The sequence below is a fragment of the Streptomyces sp. IBSNAI002 genome (genome assembly GCF_052244475.1).
GTDB lineage: Bacteria > Actinomycetota > Actinomycetes > Streptomycetales > Streptomycetaceae > Streptomyces.
The window spans coordinates 6,952,145-6,972,160 of sequence record NZ_JBQPXG010000002.1; the positions used below are offsets into that span (position 1 = coordinate 6,952,145).

Below are 20,016 nucleotides of genomic sequence, written 5' to 3' on the forward strand. Positions count from 1 at the left end.
TGACCAGTGAGCACCGAAGCTTACGTATACGACGCGATCCGCACCCCGCGCGGCCGCGGCAAGGCCAACGGCGCCCTGCACGGCACCAAGCCGATCGACCTGGTCGTCGGCCTCATCCACGCCCTGCGCGAGCGCAACCCCGGGCTGGACCCCGCCGCCATCGACGACATCGTGCTCGGCGTCGTCGGCCCGGTCGGCGACCAGGGCTCCGACATCGCCCGCATCGCGGCCATCGCCGCCGGACTCCCGGACACCGTCGCGGGCGTACAGGAGAACCGCTTCTGCGCCTCGGGCCTGGAGGCCGTCAACCTGGCCGCCGCCAAGGTCCGCTCCGGCTGGGAGGACCTGGTCCTCGCGGGCGGCGTGGAGTCCATGTCCCGCGTCCCGATGGCCTCCGACGGCGGCGCCTGGTTCAACGACCCGATGACCAACTGGGACGTCAACTTCGTCCCGCAGGGCATCGGCGCCGACCTGATCGCCACCATCGAGGGATTCTCCCGGCGCGACGTCGACGAGTACGCCGCCCTGTCCCAGGAGCGGGCCGCCGCGGCCATCAAGGACGGGCGCTTCGCCAAGTCCGTCGTCCCGGTCACCGACCGCAACGGCCTGGTCGTCCTGGACCACGACGAGTTCGTCCGCCCGGGCACCACCGCCGACACCCTCGCCAAGCTGAAGCCCTCCTTCGCGGACATCGGCGAGCTCGGCGGCTTCGACGCCGTCGCCCTCCAGAAGTACCACTGGGTCGAGAAGATCGACCACGTCCACCACGCGGGCAACTCCTCCGGCATCGTCGACGGCGCCTCCCTCGTCGCCATCGGCTCCCGCGAGGCGGGCGAGCGGAGCGGCCTCACCCCGCGCGCCCGCATCGTCTCGGCGGCCGTCTCCGGCTCCGAGCCCACCATCATGCTCACCGGCCCCGCCCCGGCCACCCGCAAGGCCCTCGCCAAGGCCGGGCTGACCATCGACGACATCGACCTGATCGAGATCAACGAGGCCTTCGCCGGTGTCGTGCTGCGCTTCGTCAAGGACATGGGCGTCTCCCTCGACAAGGTCAACGTCAACGGCGGCGCCATCGCGCTCGGCCACCCGCTCGGCGCCACCGGCGCGATGATCCTCGGCACGGTCGTCGACGAACTGGAGCGCCAGGACAAGCGCTACGGGCTCGTCACCCTCTGCGTCGGCGGCGGCATGGGCGTCGCCACGATCGTCGAACGCATCTGATCCGTCCTGATCCCCGATTCCCCTCCGACACGGAAGTAGCGAACATGAGCGAGTCCACCACGATCCGCTGGGAACAGGACGAGACCGGCGTCGTCACCCTGGTCCTCGACGACCCCGACCAGTCCGCCAACACCATGAACCAGGCCTTCAAGGACTCCATCGCGGCCGTCGCCGACCGCGCCGAAGCCGAGAAGGACTCCATCCGGGGCATCATCTTCACCTCCGCCAAGAAGACCTTCTTCGCGGGCGGCGACCTCAAGGACATGATCCGGCTGCGCCCCGAGCACGCGCAGCTGGCCTTCGACACCGGCACCGAGATCAAGCGCTCGCTGCGCCGCATCGAGACCCTCGGCAAGCCCGTGGTCGCCGCGATCAACGGCGCCGCCCTGGGCGGCGGTTACGAGATCTGCCTGGCCTCCCACCACCGCGTCGCGCTGGACGCCCCCGGCTCGAAGATCGGCCTGCCCGAGGTCACCCTCGGCCTGCTCCCGGCCGGCGGCGGCGTCACCCGCACGGTGCGCCTGATGGGCATCGCCGACGCGCTGCTCAAGGTGCTGCTCCAGGGCACCCAGTACAACCCGAAGCGCGCCCTGGAGAACGGCCTGGTCCACGAACTGGCCGCCACCCCCGAGGAGATGATCGCCAAGGCCCGCGCCTTCATCGACGCGAACCCCGAGTCGAAGCAGCCCTGGGACGTACCCGGCTACAGGATCCCGGGCGGCACCCCGTCCAACCCGCGGTTCGCCGCCAACCTCCCGGCCTTCCCGGCCAACCTGAAGAAGCAGCTCAACGGGGCCCCGTACCCGGCCCCGCGCAACATCCTGGCCTGCGCCGTCGAGGGCACCCAGGTGGACTTCGAGACCGCGCTGACCATCGAGGCCCGCTACTTCACCGAGCTGGTCACCGGCCAGACCGCCAAGAACATGATCCAGGCCTTCTTCTTCGACCTCCAGGCCGTCAACGCGGGCCGCAGCCGCCCGCAGGGGATCGAGCCGCGCACGGTCCGCAAGGTCGCCGTCCTCGGCGCCGGCATGATGGGCGCGGGCATCGCCTACTCCTGCGCCCGCGCGGGCATCGAGGTGGTGCTCAAGGACGTCAGCGCCGAGGCCGCCGCCAAGGGCAAGGCCTACTCCGAGAAGCTGCTCGACAAGGCCGTCTCCCGCGGCCGTACGACCGAGGCCCAGCGCGCCGAGCTGCTCGCCCGGATCACCCCCACCGCCGACGCGGCCGACCTGGCGGGCTGCGACGCCGTCATCGAGGCCGTCTTCGAGGACACCGCCCTCAAGCACAAGGTGTTCCAGGAGATCCAGGACGTCATCGCGCCGGACGCGCTGCTCTGCTCCAACACCTCCACCCTGCCCATCTCCGGGCTCGCCGAGGGGGTCGGGCGCCCCGCCGACTTCATCGGCCTGCACTTCTTCTCGCCCGTCGACAAGATGCCGCTGGTCGAGATCATCAAGGGCGGGCGGACCGGCGAGGAGGCCATCGCCCGCGCCTTCGACCTGGTCCGCCAGATCAACAAGACCCCGATCGTGGTCAACGACTCGCGCGGGTTCTTCACCTCGCGCGTCATCGGCCAGTTCATCAACGAAGGCGTGGCCATGGTCGGCGAGGGCATCGAGCCCGCCTCGATCGAGCAGGCCGCCGCCCAGGCCGGCTACCCGGCCAAGGTGCTCTCGCTGATGGACGAGCTCACCCTCACCCTCCCGCGCAAGATCCGCAACGAGACCCGCAAGGCCTTCGAGGCCGAGGGCCGCGCATGGGCCGAGCACCCCGCCGACGGGGTCATCGACCGGATGGTCGACGAGTTCGGCCGTCCGGGCCGCAGCGGCGGGGCGGGCTTCTACGCGTACGACGAGGCGGGCAAGCGCGCCGGCATCTGGCCGGGCCTGCGCGAGCACTTCACCAAGCCGGGGTACGAGATCCCCTTCGAGGACATGAAGGAGCGGATGCTCTTCTCCGAGGCCCTGGACACCGTCCGCTGCCTCGACGAGGGCGTGCTCACCTCCGTCGCCGACGCCAACATCGGCTCCATCATGGGCATCGGCTTCCCGGCCTGGACCGGCGGCGTGATCCAGTACGTCAACGGCTACGAGGGCGGCCTGCCGGGCTTCGTGGCCCGTGCGCGCGAACTCGCCACCACGTACGGCGAGCGCTTCACCCCGCCGGCCTCCCTCGTGGCGAAGGCCGAACGGGGCGAGACGTACGCCGACTAGTGCGGTGGAGCGGAAGGCCGGCCGGGTCGCTCCCGGCCGGCCTTCCCCCATCCGGGGCGCAGGATCAGGGCAGGGTCCAGAACCGCTCCGTCACCAGGTAGAAGACCACGACCCAGAACCCGAGCGCCGCGGCGACGATGCCGAGCCCGGTGAGGTTGCTGCGCACCGGGGACTCGTCCGGTCCGGGCCACAGCCACCGCTTGAGCAGCCGGTTCACGTAGTGGGGCATGGTGAGGAAGCTCATGATGAAGCTCGAGAACAGGTTCCCCACGAGCAGCCCGAGCCACAGCGGCATGCCCAGCGGGTGCAGCGCGAGCGACAGCAGGACGACGGTCGGGTAGAGGCCGACCCAGACCGCGACGGAGGTCTTGGTCTCCGAAGGCGGCGACAGCTCCTTGCCGTTCTCCTCGAAGGCGAACCAGCTGCCGAACGAGTTGTCGATCGTGCGCAGTTTGAAGTCGTTGAACCGCTCGCCTTCGGCGAGGACCTCCCGCCGCTTGTCCGACGTCAGCCACGCGTCCAGGTGTTCGGCGTTGTCGTAGCGGTACAGGGTGGTCCATTCGTCCTGGAGGCCCTCGATGGGGCGGAAGATCTCGGTGCCGCGGAACCCTTCGAACCTGCCCTCCTCCCGGCTCATGCGGCGTTGCCACGCGAGGAAGTCCTCGACCTGGTCCGGGTGGACCCGGTGGGTGACGACCACGGTCACGAGCGGGTCCGTCGGCTGGGTTCCGCCGCTGATCACCTGCTGGGTCGCGGGACCGTCGAAGTACTGCTCGCCGGCGTCGAGCAGCCGCTGCCGGGTCGCGCCGTTGATCCACGCCTGGAGGTGGGCCACCGAGTCGAAGCGGTAGACCACGACCCAGTCGGGCTGGAGCTCCGTCGGCGGGGAGACCTCGGCGCCGAGGTGCCCGGCGTACCGGGCGGCGGCCGCGTTGACGCCCTCCTGCCACTTCTCGTACTGCGCCTCCATGCCGCGCCGGACCTTGCGGCCGATGATGACGGTCGCCGCCGCCTCCGGCCGCCCGTCGCCGGTCATCGTCTCGGGCCCGTCGGCGCCGACCGGCTCTCACCCAGCCGGCTGTAGATCCTTTCCGGGGTGAGGGGCAGCTCGCGGTAGCGGACGCCCGTGGCGTCGCGCAGCGCGTTCGCCAGGGCGGGGGCCACCGGGTTGATGCAGCACTCCGCCATCCCCTTCGCCCGCATGGGCCCGACCGAGTCGGAGGAGCCCACAAGGAGCAGGTCGGTGCGGGGAACGTCGGCGTAGGAGGGGATCCGGTAGTTGCGGAGGTTCGGATTGGCCATCACCCCGTCCGCGCCGACCTGGTAGTTCTCGGTCAGGGCGAAACCGATGCCCTGGGCGACACCGCCCTCCACCTGCCCGCGGACCTGCTCGGGGTTGATGACCACTCCGGCGTCGGCGGCGTGGACGCTGTAGAGGACGCGGATCTCACCCGTCACCCGGTGCACCGCGATGCGGAAGCCCTGGGTGTTGGAGGTGACGCTGCGGGGCGATCCGTAGGCCTTGCGGGCCGCGGTGAAGCGGATTCCGCGGGACCGGGCCAGGGCGACGAGCTCGGCCAGCGCGACGCGCTCGTCCCCGCAGACGACGTGCTCGTCGTCCATCGAGCACATCACGAGGTGCACGCCCGTGTGCGCGGCGGCGAACTCCAGGATGCGGTCGCGCACCGCGTTCGCCGCCTTGAGCACCGCCTGGCCCGCCACGAAGAGGCCGGCGCTCGCGAAGGCGCCGGTGTCGAAGCCGGTGCGGTCGGTGTCGGACTGCACCAGGCGGATCCGCGACGGGGTGGTGCCCAGCTGGCCGGCGGCGATCTGGACGTGCGCGGTCGAGGTTCCCTCGCCGAATTCGACCGTTCCGACGGCCAGTTCGTAGACGAGGTCGTCGCCGAGCGTGAGCCAGGCCTCGGAGACGTGGTCGGTCGGCGGCGCCGTCTCGTGCAGGGAGCTGGCCACGCCCGTCCCGACCAGCCAGCCGGGGCCGGGGGAGGGCTGGCCGGAGGTACGGGACAGGGCGCCGGCCACGAGGTCGATGCACTTCGCGAGCCCGTCCTCGGTGAACACCACGTCGTCGGGGCCGTCGTGCATCGCGACGAGCGGATCGCCGGGGCGCACGATGTTGCGGCGGCGCAGCTCCAGCGGATCCATGTGCAGCGCGAGGGCCAGCTCGTCCATGGCGCACTCGACGGCGAAGGCCGGCTGGGTCATCCCGTAGCCGCGCAGGGCGCCGCTGGGCACGGTGTTGGTGTAGAAGGAGTACGCGTCGTACTTCTTGTTGGGGCAGCGGTAGATCATGACGGCGGCGCCGCCCGCGTACAGGGTCTCGCCGCCGTGATTGCCGTAGGCGCCGGTGTTGGACACGTTGCGGACCTGGAAGGCGGTGAGCGTGCCGTCCGACTTCGCGCCGAGCCTGACCGTCAGCTTCATCGGGTGCCGGGGCGAGGCCGTGGTGAACTCCTCCTCGCGCGTGTACTCGAAGCAGACGGGCCGGCCGGTGTCCAGGGCGGCGAGCGCCACCAGGTCCTCCGAGATGACCTCCTGCTTGCCGCCGAATCCACCGCCGACGCGCATGCAGAACACGCGCAGCTGATCGGGGCGCAGCGCGAACAGGTAGGCCAGTTTGACCTTCGCGATCGAGGGGGACTGCGAACTGGTGCGGACGTTCAGCCGGCCGTCCTCCATCCAGGCGATCGAGCCGTGGGTCTCGAGGTGGGCGTGCTGCACGCGCGGCGAGGAGTACGTGCCCTCGTGGACCACGTCGGCCGCGGCGAACCCCGCGTCGACGTCGCCGATGTGCGAGTGGATCTCCAGCAGCAGGTTGTGGACGGAGTCGCGGACGAACGGGTCCTCCGAGCCGTGCAGTTGGGGCGCCCCGTCGGCCATGGCCTCCTCGGGGTCGAAGACCGCGGGCAGCACCTCGTACTCCACGGCCAGCTGCCGGCAGCCCTCCTCGGCCGCACCGACCGTGTCGGCGACGACGACCGCGACGCGCTGGCCGGCGAAGCGGACCGTGTCGTCCAGGATGTACGTGTCGTCCGGATCCACCAGGTGGTCGGTGTGGATCGCCGTGGTGAACCGCCTGCGCGGCACGTCCTCCCAGGTGTAGACGCGGTGCACGCCGGGGACGGCGAGCGCGGCGGACCGGTCGACCGAGACGATCCGGGCGTGCGCGTGGGGTGAGTGCAGCACCTTGAGGTGCAGCATGCCCTCGATGCGGGTGTCCATCGTGAACTCGGCCCGGCCGGTCACCACGTCCTCGGCCGCCGGCGCGCCGACGCTCGTCCCGACGGCCTTGCCGGGCCGGGCGCTCCGCACGGAGGCGACGCCCTGCACGGCGTCCTCGATCGACCGGTAGCCGGTGCAGCGGCAGAGGTTGCCCTTCAACGCCCTTGGCAGGTCCGCCTTCTGGTCCTCGGTGAGGGCCGCGGAGGTCATGATCATCCCGGCGGTGCAGAAACCGCACTGGAACCCCGGGGCGTCGCGGAACCGCCGCTGCACCGGATGCAGGTCGCCGGGCGAGCCCAGACCCTCGACCGTGGTCACCGCGCGGCCGTCCGCGCGGAAGGCGGGGGTGACGCAGCTGTGCACCGGGGTGCCGTCCAGCCACACCGTGCACGCACCGCAGTCGCCCGCGTCGCAGCCCTTCTTGACGCCGAAGTGGCCGAGCGCGCGCAGGAAGGTGCGCAGGCACTGGCCGGGGGCCGGTTCCTCGTCGAAGCTCCGTCCGTTCACCAGGTAGGTCATGCCGGGCCCCCAGCGATGAGTTCGCCGCGGATCTCCTCGGCGAAGTGCCGTGTCAGGTGGCGACGGTGGTCGGGGGTGCCGTTGGGGTCGGCGAACCAGACGTCGGCGGGTATGGCGTCGATGCTCTGCCGCAGGGTGTGGGCATCGGGCATGGAATCGAAGGCGAACCGCACCGGCCGGGTGGTGCCGGCGGTGACCGTGAGCAGCAGGTTGCTGGTGCCCGGTGTGTGCGTGCCGATGAGGAAGACGGTCGAGCGCCCCAGGTGGGTCAGGGCGAAGCGGCGGTGCGCGACGCGTTTGTGCAGGGCGTGCGCCGGGATGTCGACGCGGCGCAGGATCTCGCCGGGCGCGAGGACGTTGCGGTGGTCGCCCGTCACGAAGTCGAGGGCGTCGACGGTGCGCACGGAGCCGTCGGGGGCCCACAGTTCGTAGCGCGCCTCCAGCGCGACCGTGAGCGTGATCATCGGTCCGGCGGGCAGGGACAGGCAGATGTTCCCGCCGACGGTCGCCGCGTTCCACACCTTGAACGAGGAGAGGAACGCCTCGCAGGACACCGGGAAGAGGCGGGCCGCGGGCCAGTCTCCGGGCGGGGTGAAGGCGTGGAGCTCGCGAATGGTGCACGTGGCCCCGATCTCCAGGCCCGCGTCGCCCGGTACGAGGGGCTCCCAGTGCAGCGCCGTCAGGTCGACCAGACGGCGCAGGGCGGGCTGTTCGGCGGAGAACAGCCAGGTGCCGCCCGCGAGCCAGGCGTCGCCCTCGCGCCAGTCCGCCCCGGGCCGGCCGGCCGGCCGCCGCACGACTTCGGTGATGGTGTTGAGGTCCATGGGAATCGATCTCCCTCACGAGGGCATTCGTGAACGGCTCGGGGGAGGACCGGCCCGGCGCGGAGAATCCTTTCCAGCGTACCCAGAGCGGGGCGCCGCCGCTCGGTCAGGACACGGCGGCGCCGGGCGCCCCGCCGGGCGTCTCGCCGGGCGTCTCGCCGGGCGCCCCGCCGGGCGTCTCGCCCGAGACGAAGGCCGCCCGCAGTTCCTCCCTGAGCGACCGCTGGAAGGCCGTCACCAGCGCCTGCACCACCATCGGCTGCATGTGAGCCGACAGCGCCTTCATCGACTCCACCCGCTCCGGATCGCTCTCGTCCCGCGTGAACGGCCCCCACACCTCGTCCCGGAACAGCGCCGTCAGCTCGTGCGCCGCCGACCTCGTGTGCTCCATCAGCACCGTGCGCGCGGCCAGGATCGTCTCGTGTGCGATCGGTACGTCGAGCAGGGCCACCCCCAGCCTCAGCAGCCCCACGTCCACCCGGAAGCCGTCCCCCGAGGCCGCGAGCACGTTCATCGCCGTCAGCCGCCGCACATCGGTGTCCGACAGGCCCCGTCCCGCCCGCTTCTCCAGCTCGGCCCGCGAGACCTCCTGGGCCGAGTCCGGTGCCCAGCTGGCCACCAGTGCCCGGTGGATCGCCAGGTCGTGCGCGCTCAGATCGTCGGGCAGCGCGTCCAGATAGCGCTCGATGGCGGACAGCGTCATGCCCTGGTGCTGCAACTCCTCGATCAGCGCCAGCCGCGAAAGGTGCTCCGGCCCGTAGTGGCCCACACGACGAGGGCCGATCACGGGAGGGGGCAAAATCCCGCGCGTGCTGTAGAACCGTACGGTGCGGACGGTGACGCCCGCCCGGGCCGCCAGCTCGTCCACGGTGAGCATCGGCTCGGGTGCCTGGTCGGCCATCGTCTGCGCCTCGCTCTCTGCTCCACAGCTTGGGTTCAACAGTATTGCTGTCGCACCAACGATGTGAAACGGCCAGGAGCTGCCCATGACCACGAACCTGCGACTGCCCGGACGACCCGAGGAGCTCACCCTCCCCGCCCTGCTGGCCCGCAACGCCGCCGAGTACGGCGACCTGCCCGCCCTCTCGTGGCGCGCCGGCCCCGAAGCGGCCCCGTGGACGACCCTCACCTGGAGCGAGGTGCGCCGTCAGGTCGCCGTCCTCGCCTCCGGATACGCCGCCCTCGGAGTCGAGCGCGGCGAGCACGTGCTGATGATGATGGGCAACCGCCCCGAGCACTGGCTCAGCGACCTCGCCCTCGTCCACCTCGGCGCCGTCCCCGTCACCGTGTACGGGACCTCCGCGCCCGAGCAGATCGCCCACATCGCCCGCCACAGCCGGGCCCGGGTCGCCGTCCTCGAGGGCGCCTGCGAGCTCGGCCGGTGGGAGCCGCTGCTCGCCGACGCCTCGGTGCCCCTGGAACGGCTCGTCGTGGCCGAGGCCGCGGAGGCCGGCCCGCACCGCACCTACGGCTCCCTGTACGCGAGCGGGGCCCGGCTGCACCGGGCCGAGGCCTTCGAGAAGGCCTGGCAGGAGACCGGCCCCGAGGACCCGCTGACCGTCGTCTACACCTCCGGCACCACGGGCGACCCCAAGGGTGTCCGCCTCACCCACCGCAACCTCATGCTCCAGGCGGTCCGCCTCGACCGGAACGTGGACCTGCCCGAGCACGCCGAGCACATCTGCTACCTGCCCTTCGCACACATCGCGGAGCGGGTCCTCGGCATCTACCTGCCGCTCCTGCGCGCCGCGCACGTGCGGCTGTGCGCCGACCCGACCGCGGTGGCCGGGGCGGTCCGCGAACTGCGCCCGGTGCAGTTCTTCGGCGTGCCCCGGGTGTGGGAGAAGCTCGCCGCCGGCGTCAAGGCGGTCCTCGGCACGCTTCCCGAGGAGCAGCGCGGCGCCATCGAGGCCGCGAACGACCTGGCCCGGGCCCGCGCCGGCCACCGGGAGCGCGGGGAGGAGGTGCCGGCCGCGCTCGAAGCCTCGTACGCCACGGCGAAGGAGCGGGTGCTCGACCCGCTGCTGGGCCTGGCCGGCCTGGACCGGCTGGTCTGGACGGCCAGCGCCACCGCCCCGATGCCGATCGACGTGGTCCGCTTCTGGGCGGGCTGGGGGATCACCATCATGGACGCCTGGGGCCTCACCGAGACCTCCGGCGTGTGCACGGTCAACAGCCCGGACGGTTTCCGGCTCGGCTCGGTGGGCCGCGCCATCGAAGGGCTCGAACTGCGGCTCGCCGAGGACGGGGAGATCCTGACCCGCGGCGCGACCGTCTTCGGCGGCTACCTGCGGCCCGACGGCACGGTGGAGACGGCGGCCGACGGCGAGGGCTGGTTCCCGACCGGGGACATCGGGCGGCTCGACGAGGACGGGTTCCTCTGGCTGACCGACCGCAAGAAGGAACTGATCATCACCTCCAACGGCAAGAACGTCTCCCCGGCCCTGGTGGAGAACACCGTCAAGGAGCACCCGCTGATCGGCCAGGCCCTGGTGCACGGCGACGGCCGGTCCTACCTGGTCGCCCTGCTGGTCCTGGACCCGGAGCTGGCTCCCGCCTGGGCGGCGGCCCGGGGCATCGAGGCCGCCTCCCTCGCCGCGCTCGCCGAGGACCCCGCCGTACGCGCGGAGATCGCCCGCGCCGTGGAGGCGGCCAACGCACGGCTCAACCGGACCGAGCAGATCAAGCGGTACCGGGTGCTGACCGAGGAGTGGGGACCCGAGTCGGGCGAGCTCACCCCCTCGCTCAAGCTCCGCCGGCGGGTGGTCCGGGAGAAGTACGGCTCCCTGATCGACGCCCTGTACCAGGTGCCCTAACCCTTACGGCCCCGTCCGGTGGGCGCCCGCCCGCCCACCGGACCAGGGTGGGGGAATGCCGACGTCCCCTTCGCCCCCAGCCTGTGGCGAAGGCCGGGTGCAATGCCTCCCGCCCACGCAAAGGAAGCCGCGCCGTGCCCGAGACCAGTTTCAGCCGCGAGGAGATCCAGTCCTTCGCCCGGCTCAGCCCCTTCGAGCTGAAGGACAAGTTCATCCAGCTGGCGACCGCGGCCCAGGCCGACCGGCCCGGGCAGAAGGAGACCACCGCCCGGGCCATGCTCAACGCGGGCCGGGGCAACCCGAACTGGATCGCCACCGGCCCGCGCGAGTCCTTCTACGCGCTCGGCCACTTCGCGCTCGACGAGTCCCGGCGGGTGTGGACCGCCGACAACCTCGGCGGCATGCCCGAGAGGAGGGGCATCGGGGCCCGCTTCGACTCGTGGGTGCGCCGACACCCGGAGATGCCGGGCGTCGAACTCCTCGAACGCTGCGTGGCGCACGCCGTCGAACGCTTCGGCTTCGACAAGGACGCGTACGTCCACGAGCTCACCGACGCGATCACCGGCGACAACTACCCGGTGCCGGACCGGATGCTGGTCCACGCGGAGCAGGTGGTCCGCGGCTACGTCGGCGACGAACTGTTCGACAAGCGGCCGCCCGCCGGCAGCCTCTCGCTCTTCGCGACCGAGGGCGGCACCGCCGCCATGTGCTACGTCTTCGACTCTCTCGTGAAGAACGGGATCCTGCACAAGGGCGACAGGATCGCCCTGATGACCCCGGTGTTCACCCCGTACATCGAGATCCCGGAGCTCGACACCTTCGAGTTCGAGGTGGTCAACGTCTCCGCCAGCCTGTTCGCCGAGACCGGCGTACGGCAGTGGCGCTATCCGGAGGAGGAGGTGGCCAAGCTCGCCGACCCGTCCGTGAAGCTGGTCTGCCTGGTGAACCCGAGCAACCCGCCCTCGCTGGCGCTCAGCGACCGGGTCGCGGGCCAGATCAAGGACATCGTCGCCGGTCCGAACCCGAACCTGCTGATCGTCACCGACGACGTGTACGGCACCTTCGTGCCCGGCTTCCGCTCGCTCGCGGCCGAACTGCCCCGCAACACCCTGCTCGTGTACTCGTACTCCAAGCACTACGGCTGCACCGGCTGGCGGCTCGGCGTCATCGGGCTGCACGACGACAACGTCATCGACGAGATGATCGCGGAGTTCCCGCGGGAACAGAAGGACCGGCTCGCCAGGCGGTACGGCACGCTCAGCCTGGAACCGGAGAGGATCCGCTTCATCGACCGCATGGTCGCCGACTCCCGCTCGGTTGCCCTCAACCACACCGCCGGACTCTCCCTGCCCCAGCAGGTGATGATGAGCCTGTTCTCGCTCTTCGACATGCTGGAGGAGGGGCAGGCGTACAAGGAGCGCATCCGCGAGATCGTCCACCGGCGCCTCGACCTCCTGCTGGAGGGCGCCCAGATGAAGATCTCCGAGGACGACAAGCGGGCCGCCTACTACATCGAACTCGACCTGCTGGCCGAGGCGGAGCGGGTGCACGGCACGGACTTCGCCGAGTTCCTGGAGAAGAACTACGAGCCGGTCGACCCGCTGTTCCGGCTCGCCGAGCACACCTCGGTGGTGCTGCTGGGCGGCGGCGGCTTCGACGGCCCCGAGTGGTCGGTGCGCGTCTCGCTGGCCAACCTCGACGACCTGGACTACCTGAAGATCGGCCACCACCTGCGCGAGATCTTCCAGGACTACGCGAGCGAGTGGGAGCGCTCGAAGGCGTGACGCCCGCGTACGGCCCCGGTGCGCGTGCGGCCCGGCCCGGCCGGGCCGCACGGCCGTCCGGGCGCTAGCGGCCGATCACCGGGTAGTGGTCGGACAGGTTGGTGTAGGTGTAGGAGGTGCCCCAGCTGGAGACCGTCCAGGGCGCCGACTGCTCCTTCACCACGTTGTTCTCCCAGCCCGCCGGGCGGGCGTTGCCCTTGCGGTACAGCACGTAGTCCAGGTCCTCGCGCGGGTCGCTCGGGTAGCGGTAGTTCGCTATCGAGTTCAGCGCGGTGTCGAAGGAGTACGGGTGGCCCGTGCGCGTGTCCGAGCCGGCCAGGTCGGCGTTGGCCAGCATGGTGGCGAGCTCCGGGGTGCGGGAGTCGACGTTCATGTCGCCGGCCACGATGACCTGCTCGTTCGCCGGGATGCTCTTGCCGTCGAGGAAGGCGTCGATGGTGCGGAACTGGCGGGCGCGCATCTCCGCCGCCTCGCCGGCGCCGCACCCCGGGTCGGTGGACTGCGCGTGCGTGCCGACCACGTGGACCCGGGCGCCGTTCACGTTCAGCACCACGTAGGCGAATCCCTTGTTGGACCACCAGTCGGCGCCGCAGGCGTCCTTGTAGACGACCTGCTCCTTGCGGACGATCGGCCACTTGCTCAGGATCGTGACGCCGCCGTCCTCCGGGGTGGTGGAGGAGTAGGCGCCGCCGGTGGCGTCCCAGCCGGACTTGCTGCGGCCGACGACCGGGGTCTGGTGCGGGTACTGGGCGGCCGAGTTGGCCTTCAGCGCGTCGGAGGCGGCGTTGTCGAAGGCCTCCTGGAGCACGACCACGTCGTGGCCCTGGTAGAAGGCGGTCTTGGGGATCTCCGCGGCCCGGTGGTCCTGGCCCCAGTTCGGGTACAGGTTCTTGCTCATCAGGAACACGTTGTACGAGAGGACGCTGAGCCGCGGGGCGGCGGCGGACTCCGCGGCCGTGGCGGCGGGCGCGGTGGTGGCGGCCAGGGCGCCCGCGGCGACCGCCGCGACGGCAGCGGCGGCGGCCCGGTGGCGGCGGGTGGAGGTCTGCGGCATGGGGGACTCCATCGTTCCTGCGGGGAAGATCGGATCGGCTTCGCCATCCAAGCAGCCACGGTTACCTCTGGGTAACACCCGTGCAGCGACTTTCTGTCCAGGCCACGACAAGGTGGGGGCGCGGGCGGGAACGGAGCCGCAGGCCATACTGGACGTACGGCGAGTTCGACACCTGGGGGCACGCGCATGACCACGACGGAACACCCGGCCGCGGGCGCCGTTCGCAGGGCCGACCCCGAGCCGCCCCCGCCCGGCGGCGTGCTGTGGACCATCGCCGGTGACGTCCGGGCCCTGCTCATGCTGCCCGCCGCCTTCACCCTGCAGGTCGCCCACCCCGCCATCGCGGCCGGAGTCGACCAGTACTCCGTCTTCCGCACCGACCCCTGGGGGCGCGGCGAGCGCTCGCTGCGCTCGGTCCAGCTGTGGGTGTACGGCGGGGAGGAGGCGGCCGAGGAGGGCCGCCGGGTGCGCCGCCTGCACAAGGAGATCCAGGGCATCGACACCCGGGGCCGGCGCTACCACTCGCTCGACCCGGCCTGCTACGCCTGGGTGCACGCGACCGGGTTCCCCGTCTACCTCTACGCCGGCCGCTACCTGCTGCGCCGCTTCACCCCGCCCCAGGAGCGGCAGCTCTACCGCGAGTGGCTCCAGGTCGGCCGGATCCTCGGCCTCCACGACCGGGACATGCCCCAGACCATCGAGGAGTACTGGGTGTACTGGGGCCGGATGCTGGCCGAGGAGATCGAGCCCACCGACGTGGCCCGCGAGCTGGTCGCCACCGACGTCCCGCTGCCCCGCCCCGAGGCGGGCGGACCCGTCGTCCGGCTGCTGCTGAGGCTCACCTGGCCGGCGCTGCGGGCGGTCTTCCTGCGCTTCCGCGCCTTCGTCACCGCCGGCTACATGCCGCCCGAGGCGCGGGCGGCCGTCGGGCTGGAGTGGACCCCGGCCCAGGAGCGCAGGCTCCGGTGGTTCAGCCGGGCCGTACGGCTGCTCGTACCGGTACTGCCGGAGCGGCTGCGGTACCTGCCCGTCGCGCGGGCGGCGCGCGCCCGATGGCACGCCGCCGCCCGCTGACGGACGCTCAGTGCCCGCCGTGCCCGGGGTGCTCCTCGTGCCGGTGGATCGTGTTCGTCTCCGCGATCTTCTTCCAGGACTTCGGTTCGGTCTTCCGCTGGGCCGGAGCGGCCGAGAAGGACCGGGCCGCGGGGCCGGCGGCTGCCGGGCCCAGGGCCGAGGCCTCGGGCTTGCCCGGCGTGTACAGCCAGGTCTCGAAGAGCTGGGCCAGCGGCTTGCGCGAGACCTTCTCCGCGTAGCGGACGAAGTCGCCGACCCTGGCATTGCCGTAGGCCCGCTCGGTCGGCCAGCCCTTCAGGATCTCGAAGAACTTCTCGTCGCCGATCTCGTTGCGCAGCGCCTGCAGGGCGATGGCCCCACGGTCGTAGACGGCCCCGTGGAACTGGTTCTCCGGGCCCGGGTCACCCGGCTTGACCTGCCAGAACGGGTCCTCGGCCGGGCGGACGGAGTAGGCCCAGTCGGCCAGCTCCTGCGCGGTGCCCTCGCCCTCCTTCTCCGACCACAGCCACTGGCTGTAGCGGGCGAAGCCCTCGTTGATCCAGATGTCCTTCCAGCCCTCGACGGACACGCTGTCGCCGTACCACTGGTGGGCCAGCTCGTGCACGACCACCGAGACGTTGGCGCCGTTCTGGAACTGCCGCGGCCCGTAGAACGGACGCGTCTGGGTCTCCAGCGCGAAGCCGGCGGTCACGTTCGGCACGTACCCGCCCAGCGCGTTGAAGGGGTACGGCCCGAAGACCCCCTCCAGCCATTCGGCGACCTCGGCGGTCCGCTCCACGCTGGCCCGCGCCGCACCCGCGTTGTCGCCGAGGTCCTTGCTGTAGGCGTTGAGGACGGGCAGGCCGCTCGCCGTCTTGTCGGTGGTGATGTCGAACTTGCCGACCGCGAGCGTGGCCAGGTAGGTGGCCTGCGGCTTGTTGGACCGCCAGTTGTACCGGGTCCAGCCCAGCCGCGAGCTCTGCGACTGGAGCACGCCGTTGCTGATCGCCTGGGTGCCGTCCGGGACGTTGACCGAGACGTCGAAGGTGGCCTTGTCGAGCGGGTGGTCGTTGCTCGGGAACCACCAGACCGCCGAGTCGGGCTCCTGCGCGGCCACACCGCCGTCGGGCGTGCGCTGCCAGGCCGTCCAGCCGTCCACCTTCAGCTCGGAGGGCTTCCCGGCGTACTTGACGACGACGGTCAGCGGCGTGTTGCGCGCCAGCGGCTTCGCCGGGGTGACCTCCAGCTCGTGGCTGCCGGAGGTGGCGAACTTCGCCTTGGCCCCGTTCACCCGGACCTCGCTGACCTGGAGGCCGAAGTCGAGGTTGAAGCGGGACAGGTCCTGCTTGGCGGTGGCGAGCAGGGTGGCCGTGCCTTCGAGCAGGTCCGTCTTCGGCTGGTACTGCAGGCGCAGGTCGTAGTGGGACACGTCGTATCCGCCGTTGCCGCTGGCCGGGTAGTAGGGATCGCCGATACCCGGGGCGCCCGGACCGGAACTCGCCGCCGAGGCCGGGATCACCAGCAGCAGGGAAGCGGCGAGCACGCTCGGGGCGATGACTTTGCGGTGCACGAAGGGCTCCAAGTGGTAGAGGAGACAGATCGGTTCAAGCGCTTGTCGCTCGACCGTATTCACCCTTGATGCCCCACGCCATGTCCATGGCCCCTGCTGTCACACGACTGCCATTCGGCCGTCACAGCCGAGGAAAGGCCGGAAACGGCCGGGCGGGGAGACGGGCACGGAGGCGGGCGCGAGGCGGGCGCGAAGCGGGCGGCCGGACGGCAGGGCGGGACCGCCCTTCCGGGCATACCGAACAGTCGGTAACCTGCCGTCCATGACCCTTCCTCCCCTCGCCGCCCGGCGCTGCTGGCACGCCGCGATCAACCCGCTGCACGCCACCGTCTACTTCTCGCCGGAGATCACCAAGGAGTTCGCGGGCCTCGGGATATCCGACCGCGTCGCCGTCAACCTCGCCCACCGCTCCGCCGCGATGGGCGCCGTCGGGGCCGGAGCGGTCACCGCGGCCTTCTACAACTACCGCCACGACCTCGTCGCCCGGCACGTGCCCGCCGTCTGGGACGCCATCACCCCCGAGCAGGCCCTCGCCGCCCGGCTGCGGGCCGCCGACGGCACCCTGCGCCGGCTCCTCGGCGACGAGACCGTCGAGTCGCCCGAGGTGGCCGAGGCCGCCGACCTGGCGATGCGCGCCACCGAGGCCTGCACCCGGCACGCCCGCCCCCTCTACGCCGCCCACGCCGACCTCCCCGTACCGCAGGAGCCGCACCTGCGGCTGTGGCACGCCACCACCCTGCTGCGCGAGCACCGCGGCGACGGCCACCTCGCCGCGCTGCTCCTCGCCGGCCTCGACCCGGTGGAGGCGCTCATCAGCCACACCGCCACCGGCAAGGGCATGAACCCGAAGTGGCTCAAGGTCCAGCGCGGCTGGACCCAGGACGACCTCGACGCCGCGGCCGACCGGCTGCGCGGGCGCGGGATCCTCGACGCCGCCGGCGACCTCACCGAGGAGGGCGGGGCCGTCCGCGAACGCCTGGAGGCCGACACCGACCGCCTCGACGCCGCCCCGTACGAGCACCTCGGCGCGGACGGCCTGGCCCGTCTCACCGAGCTCGGCGGCGCCCTCGTGGTCAAGGCCGTGACCGCCGGAGCCTTCCCCGCGGACCTCATGGGCCGGGGCTGACGGGCAGGGTTCCCGCCGTCCGTCACCGCCACCTGACACAATTGGCAGCCTTCCAGTGCAAACGAAGGCAGGCGGGACCCGATCGTGACGACGTCCATCGAAGGCAGGATCGCCGAGGAGCTCGGCGTACGGGAGCGGCAGGTCAAGGCCGCCGTCGAGCTGCTCGACGGCGGCTCCACCGTGCCGTTCATCGCTCGCTACCGCAAGGAAGCGACCGAGATGCTCGACGACGCGCAGCTGCGCACCCTCGAGGAGCGGCTGCGCTATCTGCGCGAGCTGGAGGACCGGCGCGCCGCGATCCTGGACTCCGTACGGGAGCAGGGCAAGCTCGACGCCGAGCTGGAGGCCCGGATCAACGCGGCCGACACCAAGGCCCGGCTCGAGGACATCTACCTGCCCTTCAAGCCCAAGCGGCGCACCAAGGCGCAGATCGCCCGCGAGGCCGGTCTGGAGCCCCTCGCCGAGGGCCTGCTCGCCGACCCCTCCGCGGACCCGGCCGCCGCGGCCGCCGCGTTCGTCGACGCCGACAAGGGCGTCGCCGACCCGGCCGCGGCCCTGGAGGGCGCCCGCGCCATCCTCACCGAGCGGTTCGCCGAGGACGCCGACCTGATCGGCGAACTGCGCGAGCGCATGTGGGGCCGGGGCCGGCTCGCCGCGAAGGTCCGCGAGGGCAAGGAGGAGGCGGGCGCCAAGTTCGCCGACTACTTCGAGTTCGCCGAGCCCTTCACCGCGCTCCCCTCGCACCGCGTCCTCGCGATGCTGCGCGGCGAGAAGGAGGACGTCCTCGACCTCACGCTGGAGCCGGAGCCGCCGAGCGAGACCCCCGGCCCGTCCACGTACGAGGGCATGGTCGCCCGCCGCTTCGGCATCGCGGACCGTGACCGCCCCGGCGACAAGTGGCTGGCCGACACGGTCCGCTGGGCCTGGCGCACGAAGATCCAGGTGCACCTCGGCATCGACCTGCGGACGCGGCTGCGGCAGGCCGCCGAGGACGAGGCCGTACGGGTCTTCGCGTCCAACCTGCGCGACCTGCTGCTCGCCGCCCCCGCCGGCACGCGGGCGACGCTCGGCCTGGACCCGGGCTTCCGCACCGGTGTGAAGGTCGCAGTCGTGGACGCCACCGGCAAGGTCGTCGCCACCGACGTGATCTACCCGCACGTGCCCGCCAACAAGTGGGACGAGTCCCTCGCCAAGCTCGCCCGGCTCGCCGAACAGCACGCGGTCGAGCTGGTCGCCATCGGCAACGGCACGGCCTCCCGCGAGACCGACAAGCTCGCCGGTGATCTGATCACCCGGCACCCCGAGCTGAAGCTGACCAAGGTGATGGTCTCGGAGGCCGGCGCCTCCGTGTACTCCGCCTCGGCCTTCGCCTCGCAGGAACTCCCCGGCATGGACGTGTCGCTGCGCGGCGCGGTCTCCATCGCCCGCCGCCTCCAGGACCCGCTCGCCGAGCTGGTCAAGATCGACCCGAAGTCGATCGGCGTCGGCCAGTACCAGCACGACCTGTCCGAGGTGAAGCTCTCCCGCTCGCTCGACGCGGTGGTCGAGGACTGTGTGAACGGCGTCGGCGTGGACGTCAACACCGCCTCCGCGCCGCTGCTCTCGCGCGTGTCGGGCATCAGCGGCGGACTCGCCGAGAACATCGTCGCCCACCGCGACGCCAACGGCCCCTTCCGCAGCCGCAAGGGCCTCAAGGACGTGGCCCGGCTGGGCCCGAAGGCGTACGAGCAGTGCGCGGGCTTCCTGCGGATCCGCGGCGGGGACGACCCGCTGGACGGCTCCGCGGTGCACCCCGAGGCGTACCCGGTGGTCCGGGCGATGGGCAAGACGGCCGGCGGCGAGGTGGCGGCGCTGATCGGCAACCCCGGCGTGCTGCGCTCCCTGCGCCCGGAGTCGTTCGTCACCGAGGCCTTCGGTCTGCCCACGGTCACCGACATCCTGCGCGAGCTCGAGAAGCCCGGCCGCGACCCGCGCCCGGCCTTCAAGACCGCGACCTTCAAGGAGGGCGTGGAGAAGATCGGCGACCTGGCCCCCGGGATGATCCTGGAGGGCGTGGTCACCAACGTGGCCGCCTTCGGCGCCTTCATCGACATCGGTGTGCACCAGGACGGGCTGGCGCACGTCTCCGCGCTGTCGAAGACCTTCGTCAAGGACCCACGGGACGTGGTCAAGCCGGGCGACATCGTCCGCGTGAAGGTCATGGACGTGGACATCCCGCGCAAGCGCATCTCGCTGACGCTCCGGCTGGAGGACGAGGCCGGCGCGGAGCGCGGCGCGGGCGCCCCGGGCCAGGAGCGGCGGGGCGGCGGCCGGCCGCCGCAGCAGCGCGGCGGGGGCGGCCAGGGCCAGGGGCAGCGCGGTCAGGGGCAGGGCCAGCGCCAGGGCGGCGGCCAGGGCGGCGAGCAGGGCGGCGGCCAGGGCCGGCGCGGTCCCGGTCAGCGGCAGGGCGGCGGTGCTTCCGCTTCGTCTCCCGCGCCCGCCAACAGCGCGATGGCCGACGCACTGCGCCGCGCCGGCCTCACCGGCCCCGAGGAGCGCCGCAAGCGGTAGCCGGAGAGTTGCAGCCACCCGGCGCGTGAAGATCTTCCGTGCG

The 20,016-nt window shown here is 71.9% G+C and carries 13 protein-coding genes; 7 read left to right on the plus strand and 6 right to left on the minus strand.

Annotated features, from left to right (window positions below):
- Positions 1-6 precede the first annotated feature (6 nt).
- The gene (locus ACTVZO_RS32775; protein WP_443301762.1) at positions 7-1,221 is read left to right on the plus strand and encodes an acetyl-CoA C-acetyltransferase; all 1,215 of its coding nucleotides are present in this window, start codon (positions 7-9) and stop codon (positions 1,219-1,221) included.
- A 44-nt stretch (positions 1,222-1,265) separates the two neighbouring features.
- Complete coding sequence (locus tag ACTVZO_RS32780; RefSeq protein ID WP_443301763.1) at positions 1,266-3,437, plus strand: 3-hydroxyacyl-CoA dehydrogenase NAD-binding domain-containing protein; 2,172 nt, start codon at positions 1,266-1,268, stop codon at positions 3,435-3,437.
- A 64-nt stretch (positions 3,438-3,501) separates the two neighbouring features.
- Here the strand turns inward: ACTVZO_RS32780 and ACTVZO_RS32785 are convergent, their stop codons facing one another.
- The 4 genes from ACTVZO_RS32785 to ACTVZO_RS32800 form a co-directional block, all read right to left on the minus strand.
- Entirely contained in the window at positions 3,502-4,473 is a 972-nt protein-coding gene (locus ACTVZO_RS32785; RefSeq protein WP_443301764.1) for an antibiotic biosynthesis monooxygenase, read from the minus strand.
- The gene (locus tag ACTVZO_RS32790) at positions 4,470-7,196 is read right to left on the minus strand and encodes a molybdopterin-dependent oxidoreductase (RefSeq protein WP_443301765.1); all 2,727 of its coding nucleotides are present in this window, start codon (positions 7,194-7,196) and stop codon (positions 4,470-4,472) included. Before ACTVZO_RS32790 ends, ACTVZO_RS32785 begins: the two co-directional genes overlap by 4 nt.
- On the minus strand, positions 7,193-8,020 hold the full coding sequence (locus ACTVZO_RS32795; RefSeq protein WP_443301766.1) for an FAD binding domain-containing protein: 828 nt from the start codon (positions 8,018-8,020) through the stop codon (positions 7,193-7,195). The genes ACTVZO_RS32790 and ACTVZO_RS32795 overlap by 4 nt, the downstream gene beginning before the upstream one ends.
- Positions 8,021-8,126: 106 nt before the next feature.
- A complete protein-coding gene (locus tag ACTVZO_RS32800) occupies positions 8,127-8,921 on the minus strand; it encodes a MerR family transcriptional regulator (protein ID WP_443301767.1) in 795 nt (264 codons plus the stop codon).
- Between the two features lie 85 nt (positions 8,922-9,006).
- On the opposite strand from ACTVZO_RS32800, the gene ACTVZO_RS32805 reads away from it, so the two are divergent.
- Together ACTVZO_RS32805 and ACTVZO_RS32810 are read left to right on the plus strand one after the other, a co-directional pair.
- Complete coding sequence (locus tag ACTVZO_RS32805) at positions 9,007-10,836, plus strand: AMP-dependent synthetase/ligase (RefSeq protein ID WP_443301768.1); 1,830 nt, start codon at positions 9,007-9,009, stop codon at positions 10,834-10,836.
- Positions 10,837-10,970: 134 nt separating this feature from the next.
- On the plus strand, positions 10,971-12,620 hold the full coding sequence (locus ACTVZO_RS32810; protein WP_443301769.1) for a bifunctional aspartate transaminase/aspartate 4-decarboxylase: 1,650 nt from the start codon (positions 10,971-10,973) through the stop codon (positions 12,618-12,620).
- A gap of 64 nt (positions 12,621-12,684) precedes the next feature.
- On the opposite strand, the gene sph is transcribed toward ACTVZO_RS32810, so the two are convergent.
- Complete coding sequence (gene sph / locus ACTVZO_RS32815) at positions 12,685-13,674, minus strand: sphingomyelin phosphodiesterase (RefSeq protein WP_443301770.1); 990 nt, start codon at positions 13,672-13,674, stop codon at positions 12,685-12,687.
- Between the two features lie 186 nt (positions 13,675-13,860).
- Between sph and ACTVZO_RS32820 the strand changes: the two genes are divergently transcribed.
- The gene (locus ACTVZO_RS32820; protein WP_443301771.1) at positions 13,861-14,748 is read left to right on the plus strand and encodes an oxygenase MpaB family protein; all 888 of its coding nucleotides are present in this window, start codon (positions 13,861-13,863) and stop codon (positions 14,746-14,748) included.
- Positions 14,749-14,755: 7 nt separating this feature from the next.
- On the opposite strand, the gene ACTVZO_RS32825 is transcribed toward ACTVZO_RS32820, so the two are convergent.
- Positions 14,756-16,297: a M1 family metallopeptidase gene (locus ACTVZO_RS32825; protein WP_443301772.1), complete on the minus strand. Its 1,542-nt coding sequence runs from the start codon at positions 16,295-16,297 to the stop codon at positions 14,756-14,758.
- A 262-nt stretch (positions 16,298-16,559) separates the two neighbouring features.
- Between ACTVZO_RS32825 and ACTVZO_RS32830 the strand changes: the two genes are divergently transcribed.
- On the plus strand, positions 16,560-17,423 hold the full coding sequence (locus ACTVZO_RS32830; RefSeq protein ID WP_443301773.1) for an SCO6745 family protein: 864 nt from the start codon (positions 16,560-16,562) through the stop codon (positions 17,421-17,423).
- A gap of 84 nt (positions 17,424-17,507) precedes the next feature.
- Positions 17,508-19,973: a Tex family protein gene (locus tag ACTVZO_RS32835; protein WP_443301774.1), complete on the plus strand. Its 2,466-nt coding sequence runs from the start codon at positions 17,508-17,510 to the stop codon at positions 19,971-19,973.
- Positions 19,974-20,016 lie beyond the last annotated feature (43 nt).

What these genes read in the sequence shown, in the direction of transcription:
- ACTVZO_RS32780 (WP_443301763.1), top strand. Translation starts at nt 1,266, where the DNA reads ATGAGCGAGTCCACCACGATCCGCTGGGAACAGGACGAGACCGGCGTC.
- ACTVZO_RS32785 (WP_443301764.1), bottom strand. Translation starts at nt 4,473, where the DNA reads ATGACCGGCGACGGGCGGCCGGAGGCGGCGGCGACCGTCATCATCGGC.
- ACTVZO_RS32790 (WP_443301765.1), bottom strand. Translation starts at nt 7,196, where the DNA reads ATGACCTACCTGGTGAACGGACGGAGCTTCGACGAGGAACCGGCCCCC.
- ACTVZO_RS32795 (WP_443301766.1), bottom strand. Translation starts at nt 8,020, where the DNA reads ATGGACCTCAACACCATCACCGAAGTCGTGCGGCGGCCGGCCGGCCGG.
- ACTVZO_RS32800 (WP_443301767.1), bottom strand. Translation starts at nt 8,921, where the DNA reads ATGGCCGACCAGGCACCCGAGCCGATGCTCACCGTGGACGAGCTGGCG.
- ACTVZO_RS32805 (WP_443301768.1), top strand. Translation starts at nt 9,007, where the DNA reads ATGACCACGAACCTGCGACTGCCCGGACGACCCGAGGAGCTCACCCTC.
- sph (WP_443301770.1), bottom strand. Translation starts at nt 13,674, where the DNA reads ATGCCGCAGACCTCCACCCGCCGCCACCGGGCCGCCGCCGCTGCCGTC.
- ACTVZO_RS32820 (WP_443301771.1), top strand. Translation starts at nt 13,861, where the DNA reads ATGACCACGACGGAACACCCGGCCGCGGGCGCCGTTCGCAGGGCCGAC.
- ACTVZO_RS32830 (WP_443301773.1), top strand. Translation starts at nt 16,560, where the DNA reads ATGACCCTTCCTCCCCTCGCCGCCCGGCGCTGCTGGCACGCCGCGATC.